The 13,039-nt window shown below is 55.6% G+C and carries 15 protein-coding genes and 2 tRNA genes; 5 read left to right on the forward strand and 12 right to left on the reverse strand.

The features are described from left to right. The 12 genes from Dform_RS09355 to Dform_RS11715 all read right to left on the reverse strand — a co-directional run bounded on the left by Dform_RS09355 (position 1) and on the right by Dform_RS11715 (position 9,960). Entirely contained in the window at positions 1–600 is a 600-nt protein-coding gene (locus Dform_RS09355) for a YkgJ family cysteine cluster protein (RefSeq protein WP_076004775.1), read from the reverse strand. 11 nt (positions 601–611) lie between these two features. Then, the gene (locus Dform_RS09360) at positions 612–1,478 is read right to left on the reverse strand and encodes a diacylglycerol/lipid kinase family protein (protein WP_158513500.1); all 867 of its coding nucleotides are present in this window, start codon (positions 1,476–1,478) and stop codon (positions 612–614) included. 180 nt (positions 1,479–1,658) lie between these two features. Further along, complete coding sequence (gene ndk, locus Dform_RS09365; RefSeq protein ID WP_076004777.1) at positions 1,659–2,078, reverse strand: nucleoside-diphosphate kinase; 420 nt, start codon at positions 2,076–2,078, stop codon at positions 1,659–1,661. An 11-nt stretch (positions 2,079–2,089) separates the two neighbouring features. After that, positions 2,090–3,442 carry a tRNA (adenosine(37)-N6)-threonylcarbamoyltransferase complex dimerization subunit type 1 TsaB gene (tsaB, locus tag Dform_RS09370; RefSeq protein ID WP_076004778.1) on the reverse strand — a complete coding sequence of 451 codons (1,353 nt, stop codon included), beginning with the start codon at positions 3,440–3,442 and terminating at the stop codon, positions 2,090–2,092. Next, positions 3,439–3,909 (reverse strand): tRNA (adenosine(37)-N6)-threonylcarbamoyltransferase complex ATPase subunit type 1 TsaE, encoded by a 471-nt coding sequence (gene tsaE, locus Dform_RS09375; protein ID WP_076004779.1) that lies wholly within the window; start codon positions 3,907–3,909, stop codon positions 3,439–3,441. The genes tsaB and tsaE overlap by 4 nt, the downstream gene beginning before the upstream one ends. A 78-nt stretch (positions 3,910–3,987) precedes the next feature. Then, positions 3,988–4,974 (reverse strand): thiamine-phosphate kinase, encoded by a 987-nt coding sequence (thiL, locus tag Dform_RS09380; protein WP_076004780.1) that lies wholly within the window; start codon positions 4,972–4,974, stop codon positions 3,988–3,990. A 154-nt stretch (positions 4,975–5,128) separates the two neighbouring features. Continuing rightward, positions 5,129–6,421: a serpin family protein gene (locus Dform_RS09385; protein ID WP_076004781.1), complete on the reverse strand. Its 1,293-nt coding sequence runs from the start codon at positions 6,419–6,421 to the stop codon at positions 5,129–5,131. Positions 6,422–6,592: 171 nt separating this feature from the next. Next, positions 6,593–6,802 carry a hypothetical protein gene (locus Dform_RS11290; RefSeq protein WP_145925575.1) on the reverse strand — a complete coding sequence of 70 codons (210 nt, stop codon included), beginning with the start codon at positions 6,800–6,802 and terminating at the stop codon, positions 6,593–6,595. 123 nt (positions 6,803–6,925) lie between these two features. Next, a complete protein-coding gene (locus Dform_RS09390; RefSeq protein WP_076004782.1) occupies positions 6,926–7,300 on the reverse strand; it encodes an ArsR/SmtB family transcription factor in 375 nt (124 codons plus the stop codon). A gap of 152 nt (positions 7,301–7,452) precedes the next feature. Then, a complete protein-coding gene (locus Dform_RS09395; RefSeq protein WP_145925576.1) occupies positions 7,453–8,619 on the reverse strand; it encodes an FMN-binding protein in 1,167 nt (388 codons plus the stop codon). Positions 8,620–8,768: 149 nt separating this feature from the next. Then, positions 8,769–8,845, reverse strand: a tRNA-Arg gene (locus Dform_RS09400). A 119-nt stretch (positions 8,846–8,964) separates the two neighbouring features. Further along, a complete protein-coding gene (locus Dform_RS11715) occupies positions 8,965–9,960 on the reverse strand; it encodes a LuxR C-terminal-related transcriptional regulator (RefSeq protein ID WP_076004784.1) in 996 nt (331 codons plus the stop codon). A gap of 677 nt (positions 9,961–10,637) precedes the next feature. Between Dform_RS11715 and Dform_RS09410 the strand changes: the two genes are divergently transcribed. The 5 genes from Dform_RS09410 (at position 10,638) to Dform_RS09430 (ending at position 13,034) form a co-directional block, all read left to right on the forward strand. Next, entirely contained in the window at positions 10,638–11,018 is a 381-nt protein-coding gene (locus tag Dform_RS09410; RefSeq protein WP_076004785.1) for a DUF302 domain-containing protein, read from the forward strand. 61 nt (positions 11,019–11,079) lie between these two features. Then, positions 11,080–11,155 (forward strand) — tRNA-Thr (locus Dform_RS09415). Positions 11,156–11,216: 61 nt separating this feature from the next. After that, positions 11,217–11,927, forward strand: a complete 711-nt coding sequence (locus tag Dform_RS09420) for a hypothetical protein (RefSeq protein WP_076004786.1) — start codon at positions 11,217–11,219, stop codon at positions 11,925–11,927. A 37-nt stretch (positions 11,928–11,964) separates the two neighbouring features. Next, entirely contained in the window at positions 11,965–12,783 is an 819-nt protein-coding gene (gene rsmI, locus Dform_RS09425; protein ID WP_076005143.1) for a 16S rRNA (cytidine(1402)-2'-O)-methyltransferase, read from the forward strand. Between the two features lie 35 nt (positions 12,784–12,818). Further along, positions 12,819–13,034 (forward strand): hypothetical protein, encoded by a 216-nt coding sequence (locus Dform_RS09430; protein ID WP_076004787.1) that lies wholly within the window; start codon positions 12,819–12,821, stop codon positions 13,032–13,034. Positions 13,035–13,039: the final 5 nt, after the last annotated feature.

Consider the following 13,039-nt stretch of genomic DNA (forward strand, 5'->3'; position numbering starts at 1 on the left):
TTAACCCATCGCCGCCTTTTTCTGGGCTTCCAGGGACTCCATGACCTTCACCGCGGTCACCCTAACCGCGTAGGCGCATTCAGCCACGGGCTGGAGGCAGCGAATCCCCTTTTCGTTCGGCAAGGATGACGGCCAGATACGGCAGGTCACGGGCCGGATGCTGTAGATCTGGCAGCGCCCCGTCTTCTGGCTCCACCACTGGCAGGGGTGGGCGTTTTTGATCGTCCATTCCCCGTTACGGATTATAAAAAGGTCGTCTTTCTTCATTTTCAACTGGCGGCTGATCCGTCCTGCGTCCTCTGCGGAGACAACGATGTTACCGGTCTGGGAACAGCACCAGCCGCAGCCGGCGCAGGCAGCCTTGAGACGTTTCATCATTGCCTGGGTGTCTTCACCCACCGTATCAACGAACGCGATCAGATTGCGTAGCTGAGCATCGGGCATTCCCGCAAATAGTCCGGGAAATTCCGCCCGCAGCAGTTGCGCCACCGTCCAAAGGAACCGCTCGTACCGTTCGCCGTGTTTCTTCCGTTTCTGCTCGATCAACTCAAGCACGGTTTTAAGGTTCTGTTCTGTTTTGGCGCTCTCGTTTTCCGTCATTCAACCACCCGTCACGGTACAATAAAATTGATCGCCCTGGACCGCACCTTGAGCGACACCGGCGTCGGGCCGATGATATCACCGTCGCCCTGCACCGACTGCTTGACATCGCTGTCGATGACCACCTCAGAACCCTCGCCCAACAGGCGGATAGAACGGCGCTTCCGGCGCCGAAGGATGACTTCAAGAACGGCGCCGATAACGGTTGTCGGGGCAAGATCGGACAAGCCTAGCACTTCTACTTTGCCGTCATCGAGAAGGGAATGTTCGTGGATGTGATACCGGGGCAGGCCGAGGACGCCGAGGTTGGTAACATGCAGCTCCACGTCGCGGCTGCAGATCCGTCGGCCGTCGATGGTTATATTAAAGCTGCAGGGCGCCACCTTCAGTGAGGCTCTGGCTACCCCGATAACATAAGAAAACATGCCCATCGTAGACTTGGTTTTTTCATTGAGGCGATCCAGCGAAATCGAGGACAGACCCGCCGAGACGTTAAGCAGGTATATCCGACCGCGCACGTCCATGCCGTCAACAAATTTGGTTTTACCCGAGGAGACCGCCAGGCGAATGGCTTTTTTAGCCGACATGGGCACACCCAGGACCCGTGCCATGGTGTTGGCGGTACCTGCGGGTATTACACCGAGGCGGTGTGGCTTGCCATAAAGGCAGGACGCCACAAGGCTGACTGTGCCATCGCCGCCGACAGCGAGATAGTCCCGGCAACCAGCCCGGAATGCGGCGTCGATCTCGCCGGCAAGCTCTTTTTCGTCTTCGATATAGTAGAACCGGAGCGGGATGTTCGGGTGGGAAAAAGCCCTAGTAAGGTCGCGGCATACATTGGGACGGAAATGCCCCGCCTTCTTCGAGATAAGAGCCAAAAAACCCGCCTGTTCCATAACCAACCGATTATAGCAGCACGCTTAATAATTAAGAATAGCTGGAGAAAACACTGGCTCCGTTCATGGATTCGACAAGCTCCCGGACCGGTCCGGGGCAAGCACCACGAACGGAGCCAAACTACTTTGATTCAATCAGATAACGAGCCGGGCTTGATCTAACTAATACGAAACGATTTCCTCAGGCTTGAAGTACAGCGCGACCTCGACCATGGCGCTGTCCGGCGAATCCGAACCGTGGACGGCATTCCGTTCGATGCTCTCGGCAAAATCCTTGCGGATGGTGCCGGGCTCGGCGTTGGCCGGATTGGTGGCGCCCATGGCCTTACGAACCTTGGCGACAACATCCTGGCCTTCAAAAACCGCGGCGACGACCGGACCGGAGGTGATGAAGCCGACAACGCTGGGGAAAAAGGGCTTGGCCTTATGGGCTTCGTAATGTTTTTCAGCCAACGCCTTGGGGATCTGAAGCATCTTGGCGGCGACCAGTTTGGCGCCGGTGGCTTCGAGGCGGGCCAGGATGGCTCCGGTGTAGCCTTTCTCAACGGCATCGGGTTTGACCAGGACCAGTGTTCTTTCCATCTATACTCCTTCTAATTCTTGGCGTTAATAAGTTCCAGTAACTGCGAGGGTTCCACGTCTTCAAGAGAGGACAACACGAGATCTGCCGCCGCAAGTTTCTCCCGGGGGTGGGTGTTGGTGACGGCAACGACAGCCATGCCGCCTCTTTTGGCGGCCTCCACCCCGGCCACGGCGTCCTCGATGACCAGGCAGGACCCTGGCGACAAACCTAGTCTCTCAGCGGCTTTCAAAAAAACCTCCGGGTCAGGTTTGCCCTTGGACACTCCGGAGGCGTCAACGGTAGCCGATAGAAACGGTTCCAGCTTCATCTCGGCGACAACGAGCGCCAGATTGTCAGCGGGAGCCGAAGAGGCCACTGCCTGCTTGAAACCGCCTTCTTTTAAAGAGCTCATGAGTTCCAGGACGCCGGGGAAAAAGCGGGCGTTACCTTTTACCATCCGCCGGTAAGCCGCTTCTTTCTCCCGCCCAATGGCGCTGACTTCCTCCGGGGTAATCGGCCTTTGGATGATCCCGGCGATAATATCATCGTTACGCCGGCCGAAGCCCTGCTCGAACTCCTCCCGGTCCATCCGAACGCCGTGTTTAGCCAGGGTCTCGCGCCATGCCTGAAAATGCAAATCGGCGGAGTCGATTATAACACCATCCATATCCCAGATGACACCGCGGCCCGGCACCCCCGACATGTCCCGGGGGACCTTGGGAGGGGTCACCTGGGGGCGTCGCAGGTAGAGCGCCTGCAGGGACTCGGCGGAATCGGTTTGGCCGCGTCGCAGCCGTTCAAAGGCGATCTGCCCCAATGCTGCGGCGCGGGAAATTTTCGCCTGGCACACGATGTCGATGCCGGGTGAAATGTCTCTCAAGGCCAGGAGCAACCTGTCCGGGAGATCCCCGGTGAGGATCGATCTCGCAGACAGAACCTGCGTCAGTTCATCAATGTTGACCGCCTGTTCAGGCTGGACACGGGTCCAGGTTCCGTCGCGCACCTCGAAAACCGCTATTGCGTAGTCATGGCCTAGCGGCAGGATCGCCGCAACCGGTCGCCCCAGGTCTTTGAAACGCCACGCCTCAGCTTCCAGGGTCGAAACACCGATCAAAGGCTTGTCGAGGGTAAAAGACAACCCCTTGGCGGCGGCCATGCCGACCCTGACGCCGTTGTAACTGCCCGGACCCCGGGTAACGGCGATGGCATCCAGATCGGAGAAAGCCGCTCCGGCTTCACGCAACAGCGCTTCGATCCTGGGGTACATTTCCACGGTCTGATTATGCTTCGTCTGCCAGCAGACCTCGCCGACCACGGCCCCGTCTCTCAGGACCGCCAGGCCAGTGTTGGCGGTGGCGCAGTCTATGGCAAGTATCAACGTCATCGCTTGTCACCGAACTTCAGAGCCAATTTGTCCATCATCTTATGATAGCGTTTGCCGTGAGAGGTTACATTCATTGTCCTGGCCTTGTCCCCCGCATAGGCAAGGTCGATCCTCAAATGGTCGTCCGGCCACAGGGTTTCCGCCCGGTCGGCCCACTCGATGACGGTGACCCCGTCGCCGTAAAGGTAATCGTCAAGCCCGAGGTCGCTTATCTCGGGCATTTTCTCCAGGCGGTACAGATCTACGTGGTACATCGTTAGACGCCCTTCCAGTTCCCGCGCCAGGACAAACGTCGGGCTCATGACGCTGCCGGTCACCCCCAGCCCCCTGGCCATCCCCTGCACCAGTGTGGTTTTGCCCGCCCCCAGCGGCCCGGCCAATAGTATGACGTCGCCGGCTTTAAGCTCTTTGCCGATAGCCTCGCCGAAGCGGCGGGTCACCACGGCGGATTTCGATTCAAAAATCATAAGTCCTTAATTCTACCTGATAACGCAGGGGCGGGTCACATTGACCCGCCCTTCTCCACGGCTGATGCCTTTTTATCCTTAGAAATGATGCCAGCCGCCGTTTTCAACGGGAATCAACTTCCCATCGCTGCCGACGACTTCCAACTTGCCGGCGCCGCGGGTGACCTCGCCGATGATGGTGATGGGACAGCAGGCTTCAGCGGCGACCTTTTCAATGGCTTCCTTCTTGCCGGTAAACAGCAGTTCGTAATCTTCACCGCCGGTCAGGGCCAAATCAAGCCCTTCGAACCCCAGGACAGCCACGGAAGGATGAACCGGGATGCGCGCCGCTTCAATCCTGGCGCCCGCCCTGCTCATTTCCAGGATGTGTCCCAGGTCGGCAACGAGGCCGTCGGAAACATCCATGCCGCAGCGGATGCCGTTTTTGACCAGGATTCGGCCGACGTCGATCCTCGGCTGTGGATACCAGAAAGCCTTTTCCAGGGCTTCGGCATCGATGCGCGCCGCGTGGAGCGAGCCGGCGAGCGTTCTGAGTCCGCCCGCCGCCGCCCCGAGCCTGCCGGTGACGGCGATCAAATCGCCCTTTTTTGCCTTCGACCTCAACAGCGCCTTGCCCCGGGCCGGCACTTCGCCGATAACGGTGGTGTGAACGGCGATCTCGGAAGCCCGGGAGATATTGCCGCCGGCGATGATTGTGCCGGATTCGCGGGCGGCTTCGAGCATCCCCCGGTAAAGCCTGAGCACGTCTTCGACCTCGGTGTTCAAGGGAATAGCCAGTGAAACCAGGGCGTAATTGGGCGTCCCGCCCATCGCGGCGATGTCTGAAAGGTTTATCGCCAGGGCTTTCCAGCCCAGGGCGTTCCAATCGAGAAAACTCTTTTTGAAATGGACGTCTTCGACGAGGCAATCGGTGGTGGCCACCTGGTAGCGGCTGCGTGTCCTGATCAACGCCGCGTCGTCGCCAATGCCGGAGACCAGCGCGTTCCACTCCCCCGGTTTAACTTTGTTGATCTCGGCGATGATGCGGTCGATGAGGGCAAATTCGCCCGATTTAGAGGCTTTCATACCCGAAATTATAGCACACCGTGTAACGAATCCAGCTGTTGCCGGTAACCAAAAACGTAAAGTCGAGGCCCTCCCTTTCTTCATCGTCCGGCAATAACTAATAAAAAACGCGGCGATGGGCGATCGCCGCGTTTATGTTCATCGACGGACCGGTCTAAGAGGGATCCGCCACCCGCCCGGTGAAGATGATGGCGCCGGTGGCGATGTCGCGGATAAGGAAAATGAAGGGATGGTCCAGGGTTACGGTTGCTTGTTCGACCGGAGCCGAGGTCGTGCCGACAACGACGCCGCTGGCTGCCGCAGCCTCGGTGCCAGCCTCGTCGACCGAGATAAAAGCCTTGTGAACGACGTCCTGGATATGCAGGTCGGTCTTGCCGTCCATCCCTGAGAAATCGGCTTTATCACTGAAAGCGATGGGCATGCCCAGGGTGGACAAAGCAGACTTCAAGCCGAAACTGGAATCGAATTCGAATTTCGGCATGGTCAGGTTCACAGATGTGGGCTTGAGGCTGTTCAACATCAAGCGAATCTCGTCCCCGTTGAGGTGCTGTTCGAATTGGCTGAAGTTGTCTTTATCGGGCAGGATGATCAACATTGAAAGCTCTCCGCCATCGTATTTGAGTTCCACTGCCTGATAACCCGTGGGGAAGAACGAACTCAAAGCAAGGTTGCCGGAGGTGTAGCCCATGGTAGCAGTTTGGCGCATCATGGGCACGATGACTTTCTGCCCGTTCGGCAGGAAGAAAGAGCCATCTGAAGTAAGAGCTTTGTCAAAGGGATTCAACCACCCACCGTTGAAATAGACGGCGTTGGTCAGCACCAGGCGGGTCAGTTCGTTGATCGAACCCTGGGGAATGAGATCCTTGATCCGCTGCCCGGTCTCTTTTGCTACCCAGGCGTTGATCGTCTTGCGCGATTCTTCCGGCGACTTGATGAAATCCAGTATCCTGAGACCGGCGCCGTAATTCTGGGCCAGGAGATCGAGATAGTCCGCCTTGAAACTGAAGTCCTTCTGTCCCCAAATGGCATTGACCACTTTGAGTACGAATGGCTCCTCGTCCTTGCCTTTGGCGCCCTGGCCCCTCGAAGCCAGAGCGGCGTCAAGGTAGTTGAAAGCCGCGTGGAGATCCGCTTGAGCCAGGTTGAAGCTCAACGCCTCGGCCATTTGACGTTCCGTTTCGGTGCGGGCGCCGCCCCAGGTCATGGCCAGGGCTTCGGAGATGCTGTAGGGTGAATAAAAAAGGTTGCCATCCTGTTCTTTAAGAACCTGGTAAAGCGCCATGGCGAAATCGGTGTTGCCGTCAACCAATGCGGCGACATCCGCCTGCGATGCGTTAGATACCAGCCTGGCTTTGTCCGACTTGAGTTCCTCGCCGTAAGTTGTCTTGGAGCAGCCGGAGAATAACATCGCCGCCGCTAAAATGATGGGTACAGCAAATTTCTTCATCGTCGTCTCATTAGACCAATACTACTTCAATATCCGCTGATCTCTATAACGAATTTGAGAAGAGAAAGATATGAAAACGGGAACAAATGACTTCGAATTCGTGGGAGCGGGCGATTAGAAAAGACAGTACCCTGGCATCGGGACAAGTTTGGAAATTGGGGAGATGACTTGTTACCAGTCGTCAGTTGCAGTTTCTGATTTAGTGGATTCCGCTGGGCTCGGGCATTCGGAAAACTTGACCGGAGCGTCTGAGCCGTGTGCCTGGATGTAGTCCTGGCATCCGATGACGATTTCATGACTTGCGCGAGGGCACCGGCAGGGGTAATTGTTCCGGTTACAGGTGTCGCACAGCGGTTTAAGGCCGCCAGCAATAGGTTTCACAGAGTTACCTCCGGGCTAACAGCCCGAGACTTTGCTTGAGTGGGATTATAGGGCTGAAAATCCGGTTTAGCAAGCACTTTTTTAGTTATGTCTAGTAAATACTAGATAATGACCGGGTCACTCTTAACACACGCCGGACTGCTGTGACGGCGTTCCATCAGCGGGCGGGCAAAGCCTCTGGCTCACCGCCAGGCGTTTTAGGTCTTTGTCCGCGGCGGGATTGCCGCCCAAAGCTTCCCCGACCGCCTTCACGACGAGGCTGCGATAATCCTCTTTCAGCTCGGAGGCCAGGGAGTAGATGATCCAAAGCCCTTCTGACCGCCTGTCGAGGAGACCGGCGTCGTAGAGTTGACTGAGACTTCTGGAGGCGCGGGTTTGCGAAATCCCGAGAACCTGTACCACCTCACATACGCAGCATTCTCTATGGATCAGGAGGTTGAGAACGCGGAGCCGGGTCTCATCTGACAAAGCTTTAAAAACTTTAATCAAATCTCTCATCTCAAACCTTCAAGCCCATGCGAATATGTGCATATGGTAACGTGATGAAGCGGCGAGGTCAAGAAGCAAACCCGCGAAACGTTATTAAAGCGCGGCCACTTTAACGGCAATCACCACAAGCACCATTACCGCGGCTGTGACCACCAGGGCGGTCACGAAGAAGTTGGAGAACGCCCCGGGTTTTTTTGGGGTCTGATTCGCTGCCATATGCCGACAACCCCCTTTCTCATTTTCAGGATGAGTTCCAACACCGCCCCCACCGGGCAAAGATAATGGCACCAGAAATTGTAGACAAACAACGCCGATACCAACGCAAAGATCATCAACACCCATTGGTCTGTGGTGCCCTTCATGCTGAAAAGGACGTTCCATGGCTCGAATACCGAAACCGATGGATTCTTCAGCAGCAGCACCAAGAACACCGCGATGAAAAGCAAGACGAAACGGGTGTTATGAAGTACTTTGAACAACTTAGGACCAGGCCGCGTTTTTTTATCGGTAATCAGGTGGAGGGACTCCTGAACCGCCGAATACGGGCAGAGCCAGAAGCAGTAAAAATTCTTCCCGAAAATCACCGTCAATCCTATTACGCCGAAAACCATCAGGTACATGACTAAAAAGGTCTGAAGATGCGGCGCGTAACCCACCAGCCATGAAGCTATATTGGTCAGGCTCAACGGAATCGAAAGCCAAACTCCCAGGATGATGAATCCGTAGAAGAGCGTTAACAAGCGAGGCCAGGATCTGCCTTTCAACACAGGCAAAGTCCTGGCTATCACAGCCAGGGCCATTCCGGCCACCACCAGTATTTCCGGCCAACCAAATTTAAGCGGCTCCCGCGGCCCGCTGTAGGGATGGCCCAGGTAGCTGGCAAGGACGAGTCTGCCGTTTCTCACGCCGACCGCCACTCCGTTGCTGGATACGGTGGAACCTGTGGCCGCATCGATATCGCTGTCCAGCAGCAGCGGCTCGGAATACGACCTCCCGATATACTGATTGAAAAATTTATCCTTGAACAGGACTTTCCACCAGGGCATGTCCTCATGATGGCGGGGGACGTTGACCGCAGTGATTGTGCCGTCAAGCGTCCAGTTGACTAACACCGACATCGGTCCGCCGTACCCCGGCCCTTCGGCGGCGGTAATATATCCGACCGGATTTCCGGAGGCATCGCGCGCCTGGTACAAAATGGCGCCCCCGGAGGTCTTCAACGAGGTGAACGACGATGCGGCGGGCATCGCATCTTTGAGGAAAGGCTCGTAACCGGAATGGCCTTCGCCATATTGGCCGAAAATGGCGGCGCCAATCAGAACGACCAATATAATCAAAACCAGAATGGAGCTGGTTTTTATTCTCCCTAATTTGAACGCCGCCACAAAACTCCGTTTTAAGGCCGATTTATCGCAGGCTGGTCATTTCGACTCAGGTCGGAAAATCCGCTTTCGACACTTGAGCCGACAGTAATAACTGGTACCCCTGGCGCGATTCGAACGCGCGACACGCGGTTTAGGAAACCGCTGCTCTATCCAACTGAGCTACAGGGGCACGGTTCACGATTATATCAATAAAGCGGCATGCCTGTGAACTGGGTAATACCAGGGCGCAAAGCAAGAACCGACTTGTGTCGAGATTCAGATGTATAAATTTTAACCGGGGCTCCAGGATTACCTGGCTTTTTTGGACTGCGTGGCGGCCAAAACGGCGATTTGCTGCCGGTTTTTCAATTCAAGCTTTTGAAGGATGTTTTTAATATGGACCTTAACGGTGTGCTCGGAAATAAATAACTGACTGGCTAGTTCCTTGTTCGTTGCCCCTTTTGAGACCAATTCGGCGATTTCCAACTCCCGCTTGGATAAGATGGCGGCGATATCCGGATAAGTTTCGGGCTGGTCAGGCTCACGCGAGGGGGAGTGCGATTGTTTTTCGAGAAACTCAATCGAGGTCTTGACCTGTTCGGGGCTGTCGATGAACCTGGTAAGCACTTCCTTTATGAACCGGCTGTTGGGAACGATTACGCACTGGCTGTCCGGGGTAAGAATCTCAACGTTCTGCCAGTTCAACTTGGAGATGATGCCCTGCAGGCCGTTCTGAAGCTTGATCGATTCTCCGACCCTGATGTGCTGCCACATTGCCAGTTGCAAAGCAGCCGCGTAGTCCGGGCCGGTGTCTCTCAAGGCCAGGACCAGGAGTATCGAAATGACCGCAATGAAGATCAGCAGCGGATTTGTCTCCGCGCCCCAAACCAGAAGCAGTAACAAAACGGTCACGATCACGATTACGATAAACAATGCAACCCGGATAGCCCGGGTCGCCCCGGGAAGATTCAAGCGGCCGCCGAGGAAGCCCGCCAGGCTTTGAAGAATATTGAGCGCTGTCAGCATTACCGCGATGATGGTAAGTGATAAAAGGGTGTTCGGCGGCGCCTGGCCCCATCCGCCGGACCACGGAGACACCAGCAGCCCGGCGTAGGCGCTGATCAGCAGGACAATGATAATCGCCGATCGCCTGATGCCTGAGTAGATACTCGTGAAAGGCGTCGCAGTTTGCTTTTTGGTCCAGGGTTCGATCTTATCGAGCGCGAACCTGAGTAGCAACCACAAAGCTACCGCGCTGAAAATAAAGACAGCGATGGGCACAACCAGCTCGACTAAGATTCGCATTTCTCCGGTTACCTTCCGGAAAATTATACCATTACCTTACACAAAGACCCCACGTTTTGGGTTTCCTTCGACCTCTAAAAAATATTTTTGAAAACGCGCTAAAACGACACGAGCCGCTTGACAATCCCAACGTACACCCGTGCTATAATATGCGCCATGAATGTTAGCACACCTGTACACTCAGGAAGCTATGTTTTGATGGCAACCTATCGGTCATCGATGCCTGATATAGGTCAGACCGGCGCGCCCGCTTTGCCATTCCCATGCTATTCCGGGATTTCGATCCCGGCTGCCGGAGATTGTGCCAGGATTCGTTATGGTTCGCTTTCGAAATCAATTCTTGCGATTGAGCCAAAGCTGAATTCCGGTGATTCGTTCCGCAATAAAACTTTGCATGGGAAAAAACGAAAAACCAATCTGGCTCATCCGGTTCGCCCTACACGCCTGCCCGGTATGCCAGTCGGGCAACGCGTTGGGCTCACTGGTCAGCCGACCCGCAACTGCGACTTGCTGCGGCGCGGTATTGGTAGTATTGGAGAATTGGTATTATTGGATTATTGGTATTATTCGGCCTGGGCCGAGGGAATTGTTTCCTTTGTTTTCGCACTTCGCGACTCAGCCCCTCCGCATTTCAGCCATCGTACCTTCCCGGTGTACTATGGAGAAAAGGAGGAAACATGTACGCTTTTAAAAAGGAGGCCGCGGGAACTTACGAGGAAACCGTGGCCAGGACGAAGGCTGAGTTAAAAAATGAGGGTTTCGGTGTCATCACTGAAATCGACGTACAGAAGACCGTCAAAGAAAAACTCGGCGCCGAGTGTGAAAAATACGTCATCCTGGGTGCCTGCAACCCGCCGTTCGCTTATAAAGCCATTATGGCGGAACGGGATATCGGGCTGTTTATGCCTTGCAACGTGCTTGTTTATGAACATCAGGGCAAGGTCTTCGTAGCCTCGGTCAAACCGACGATGGCAATGAGCATGACCGGCAACAAAGCCCTGGAGCCCCTCGCCGAGCAGGTGGAGGCGAAGCTAAAAAAGGTAGTCGACAGCGTTTAGATCGGCTGGCGCCCGTTGCCGTAAAATCCGCTCTTAGGATATAATGGCGTTTGGTTCAGGCGCCAGCGTAGCTCAGTCGGTAGAGCAGCTGTTTCGTAAACAGCAGGTCGGAGGTTCGAGCCCTCTCGCTGGCTCCAATGTTCATCACCGCCGATAACTGATTCCCACCCGAATAAAATAACTCTTCAGGACGATAAGATGGCTAACAAATTCAGCGAACAACTTGAGAAAGTAATCAGAGGCGGAACCCGCCCCCTGGGTTTCGGGCAGTATACAGCGCCGGCTAAACCAAGGCTTTTCATTTTGGCCGAGACTCACACGTTGGATGACGGCGCCAGGCTGAAAGGTGTAGACGCTATCGTGGTACCCGGACCCTGCAAGTGCCCGACCAGGAAATCAGAAATCCTCAGAGGGTGCTCGATCGGGGAAGATGTCGGGCACAAAGGCTGTGATTTCGTCGTCCTTGATCTTGACGGCGCTATTGTCGGCATTGACGAAGATACGGCGCGGGTGCTCCGGATAGGTGGCGACCTGACCGATGCCCAACTCCGCGCCCTGGGCGGGCTGGAAGCCGCGGCGCTTATTGGAGAAGCCGGGCTTGGCGATTCACTGACTTTCCGCGATCTTTTGGCCGTGCAGCGCTTGGTCGATTTCTGCGGTAAAACACTCCTCTTAAGACTGCCCAAAATATACGGCAAGGCTGAGATGCAGGCGCTCTCCGATCGCGGAATTGCCGGAGTGGTAGTTGATTCCGCTAAAATCGACACCGAGGCGTTGCGTAAGGCCGTCGATGAACTCGAACCCAAGAAAAAGGGCAAAGAAAAAAGCACCGCCATCGTGAACTGTCCTACGCCAGCGGCTCATCCCGAGGAAAGCGAACCGGAAATCGAACCGGACGAAGACGAATAATCCCTTGTCCGCCACCGTTCCGGGAGGCGGTGTTGACGTGCCAACTCTTTATATCGTAGCGACTCCCATAGGCAACCTTGAGGATATCACCCTCCGGGCTTCCCGGATCCTTAGGCAAGTTACCCTTATCGCCGCGGAGGATACCCGCCACACCCTGAAGTTGCTCAATGCCCTGGGTATAAAGACGCCTTTGACCAGCTATTACGAGCACAACAAGCTGACCAAGCTGGACTATGTCCTCGGACACCTCGAAAAGGGCGACGTCGCTTTAGTATCGGATGCGGGAACACCGGGCATCGCCGACCCCGGCAGCGAGCTTATAGCAGAAGCCATCAGGCGGGGTTTTCGGGTAGAGGCGGTACCGGGCCCATCGTCGGTCGTGGCCGCGCTGACGGTATCGGGCCTGCCGACGTCGGAATTCCGGTTCGTGGCTTTCTTGCCCCGGAAAATATCTGAGCGGCACAGGGTGATCGAACAACTCGCGACCGAAACGGCAACTATGGTTTTTCTCGAAGCCCCCCATCGCCTCAGGACAACCCTCGAGGCTCTCTTGGAGGGTCTGGGCGACCGCCAAATCGCGGTGTGCCGGGAATTGACCAAGATTCACGAAGAGGTATTCAGGGGCACCTTGTCTGGAGCTTTGGCGCATTTCACCGAGCCTAGGGGAGAATTCGTTCTGGTTGTCGCGGGGGCGCCGGTCGTGCAAAAAACGCCGGAGTTAAATAACGACGTCGAAACCCAGCTCTGCAAGTTGAAACAGAGCGGCGTTGCCGCCAGAGAGGCAACGACCATGCTGGCGGATGAAACAGGCCTCTCCCGACGTGAATTGTACAAGGCTTGGCTTAAAATTGAGTAAAGCTATATAATACTAGGATATTTTCGGAGGCAAAGATGCGACGCGGATGTATTTCATTAGGCAATATCAAGTGCGATAAGTGCGGCCGGATCATCGGATACCCGGAACGCTACCTTGTGGTTGATGAAAAAGACGGCGAAGAAGTCGCCAAGGGCGACACGGTGCGCTACTGCGTTGAATGCGCCTTGGACAAGGGTTATGCCCGCTATCGCGAAGAGAAGGGCGAACGGACACTGACCTTCCTCCCCTAAACCCG

Source organism: Dehalogenimonas formicexedens, assembly GCF_001953175.1.
GTDB lineage: Bacteria > Chloroflexota > Dehalococcoidia > Dehalococcoidales > Dehalococcoidaceae > Dehalogenimonas > Dehalogenimonas formicexedens.

Excerpts from the sequence above, each read along its gene's own strand:
- Dform_RS09355 (WP_076004775.1), bottom strand. The coding sequence starts at position 600 with ATGACGGAAAACGAGAGCGCCAAAACAGAACAGAACCTTAAAACCGTG.
- ndk (WP_076004777.1), bottom strand. The coding sequence starts at position 2,078 with ATGGAAAGAACACTGGTCCTGGTCAAACCCGATGCCGTTGAGAAAGGC.
- tsaB (WP_076004778.1), bottom strand. The coding sequence starts at position 3,442 with ATGACGTTGATACTTGCCATAGACTGCGCCACCGCCAACACTGGCCTG.
- tsaE (WP_076004779.1), bottom strand. The coding sequence starts at position 3,909 with ATGATTTTTGAATCGAAATCCGCCGTGGTGACCCGCCGCTTCGGCGAG.
- thiL (WP_076004780.1), bottom strand. The coding sequence starts at position 4,974 with ATGAAAGCCTCTAAATCGGGCGAATTTGCCCTCATCGACCGCATCATC.
- Dform_RS09385 (WP_076004781.1), bottom strand. The coding sequence starts at position 6,421 with ATGAAGAAATTTGCTGTACCCATCATTTTAGCGGCGGCGATGTTATTC.
- Dform_RS09390 (WP_076004782.1), bottom strand. The coding sequence starts at position 7,300 with ATGAGAGATTTGATTAAAGTTTTTAAAGCTTTGTCAGATGAGACCCGG.
- Dform_RS11715 (WP_076004784.1), bottom strand. The coding sequence starts at position 9,960 with ATGCGAATCTTAGTCGAGCTGGTTGTGCCCATCGCTGTCTTTATTTTC.
- Dform_RS09410 (WP_076004785.1), top strand. The coding sequence starts at position 10,638 with ATGTACGCTTTTAAAAAGGAGGCCGCGGGAACTTACGAGGAAACCGTG.
- Dform_RS09420 (WP_076004786.1), top strand. The coding sequence starts at position 11,217 with ATGGCTAACAAATTCAGCGAACAACTTGAGAAAGTAATCAGAGGCGGA.
- Dform_RS09430 (WP_076004787.1), top strand. The coding sequence starts at position 12,819 with ATGCGACGCGGATGTATTTCATTAGGCAATATCAAGTGCGATAAGTGC.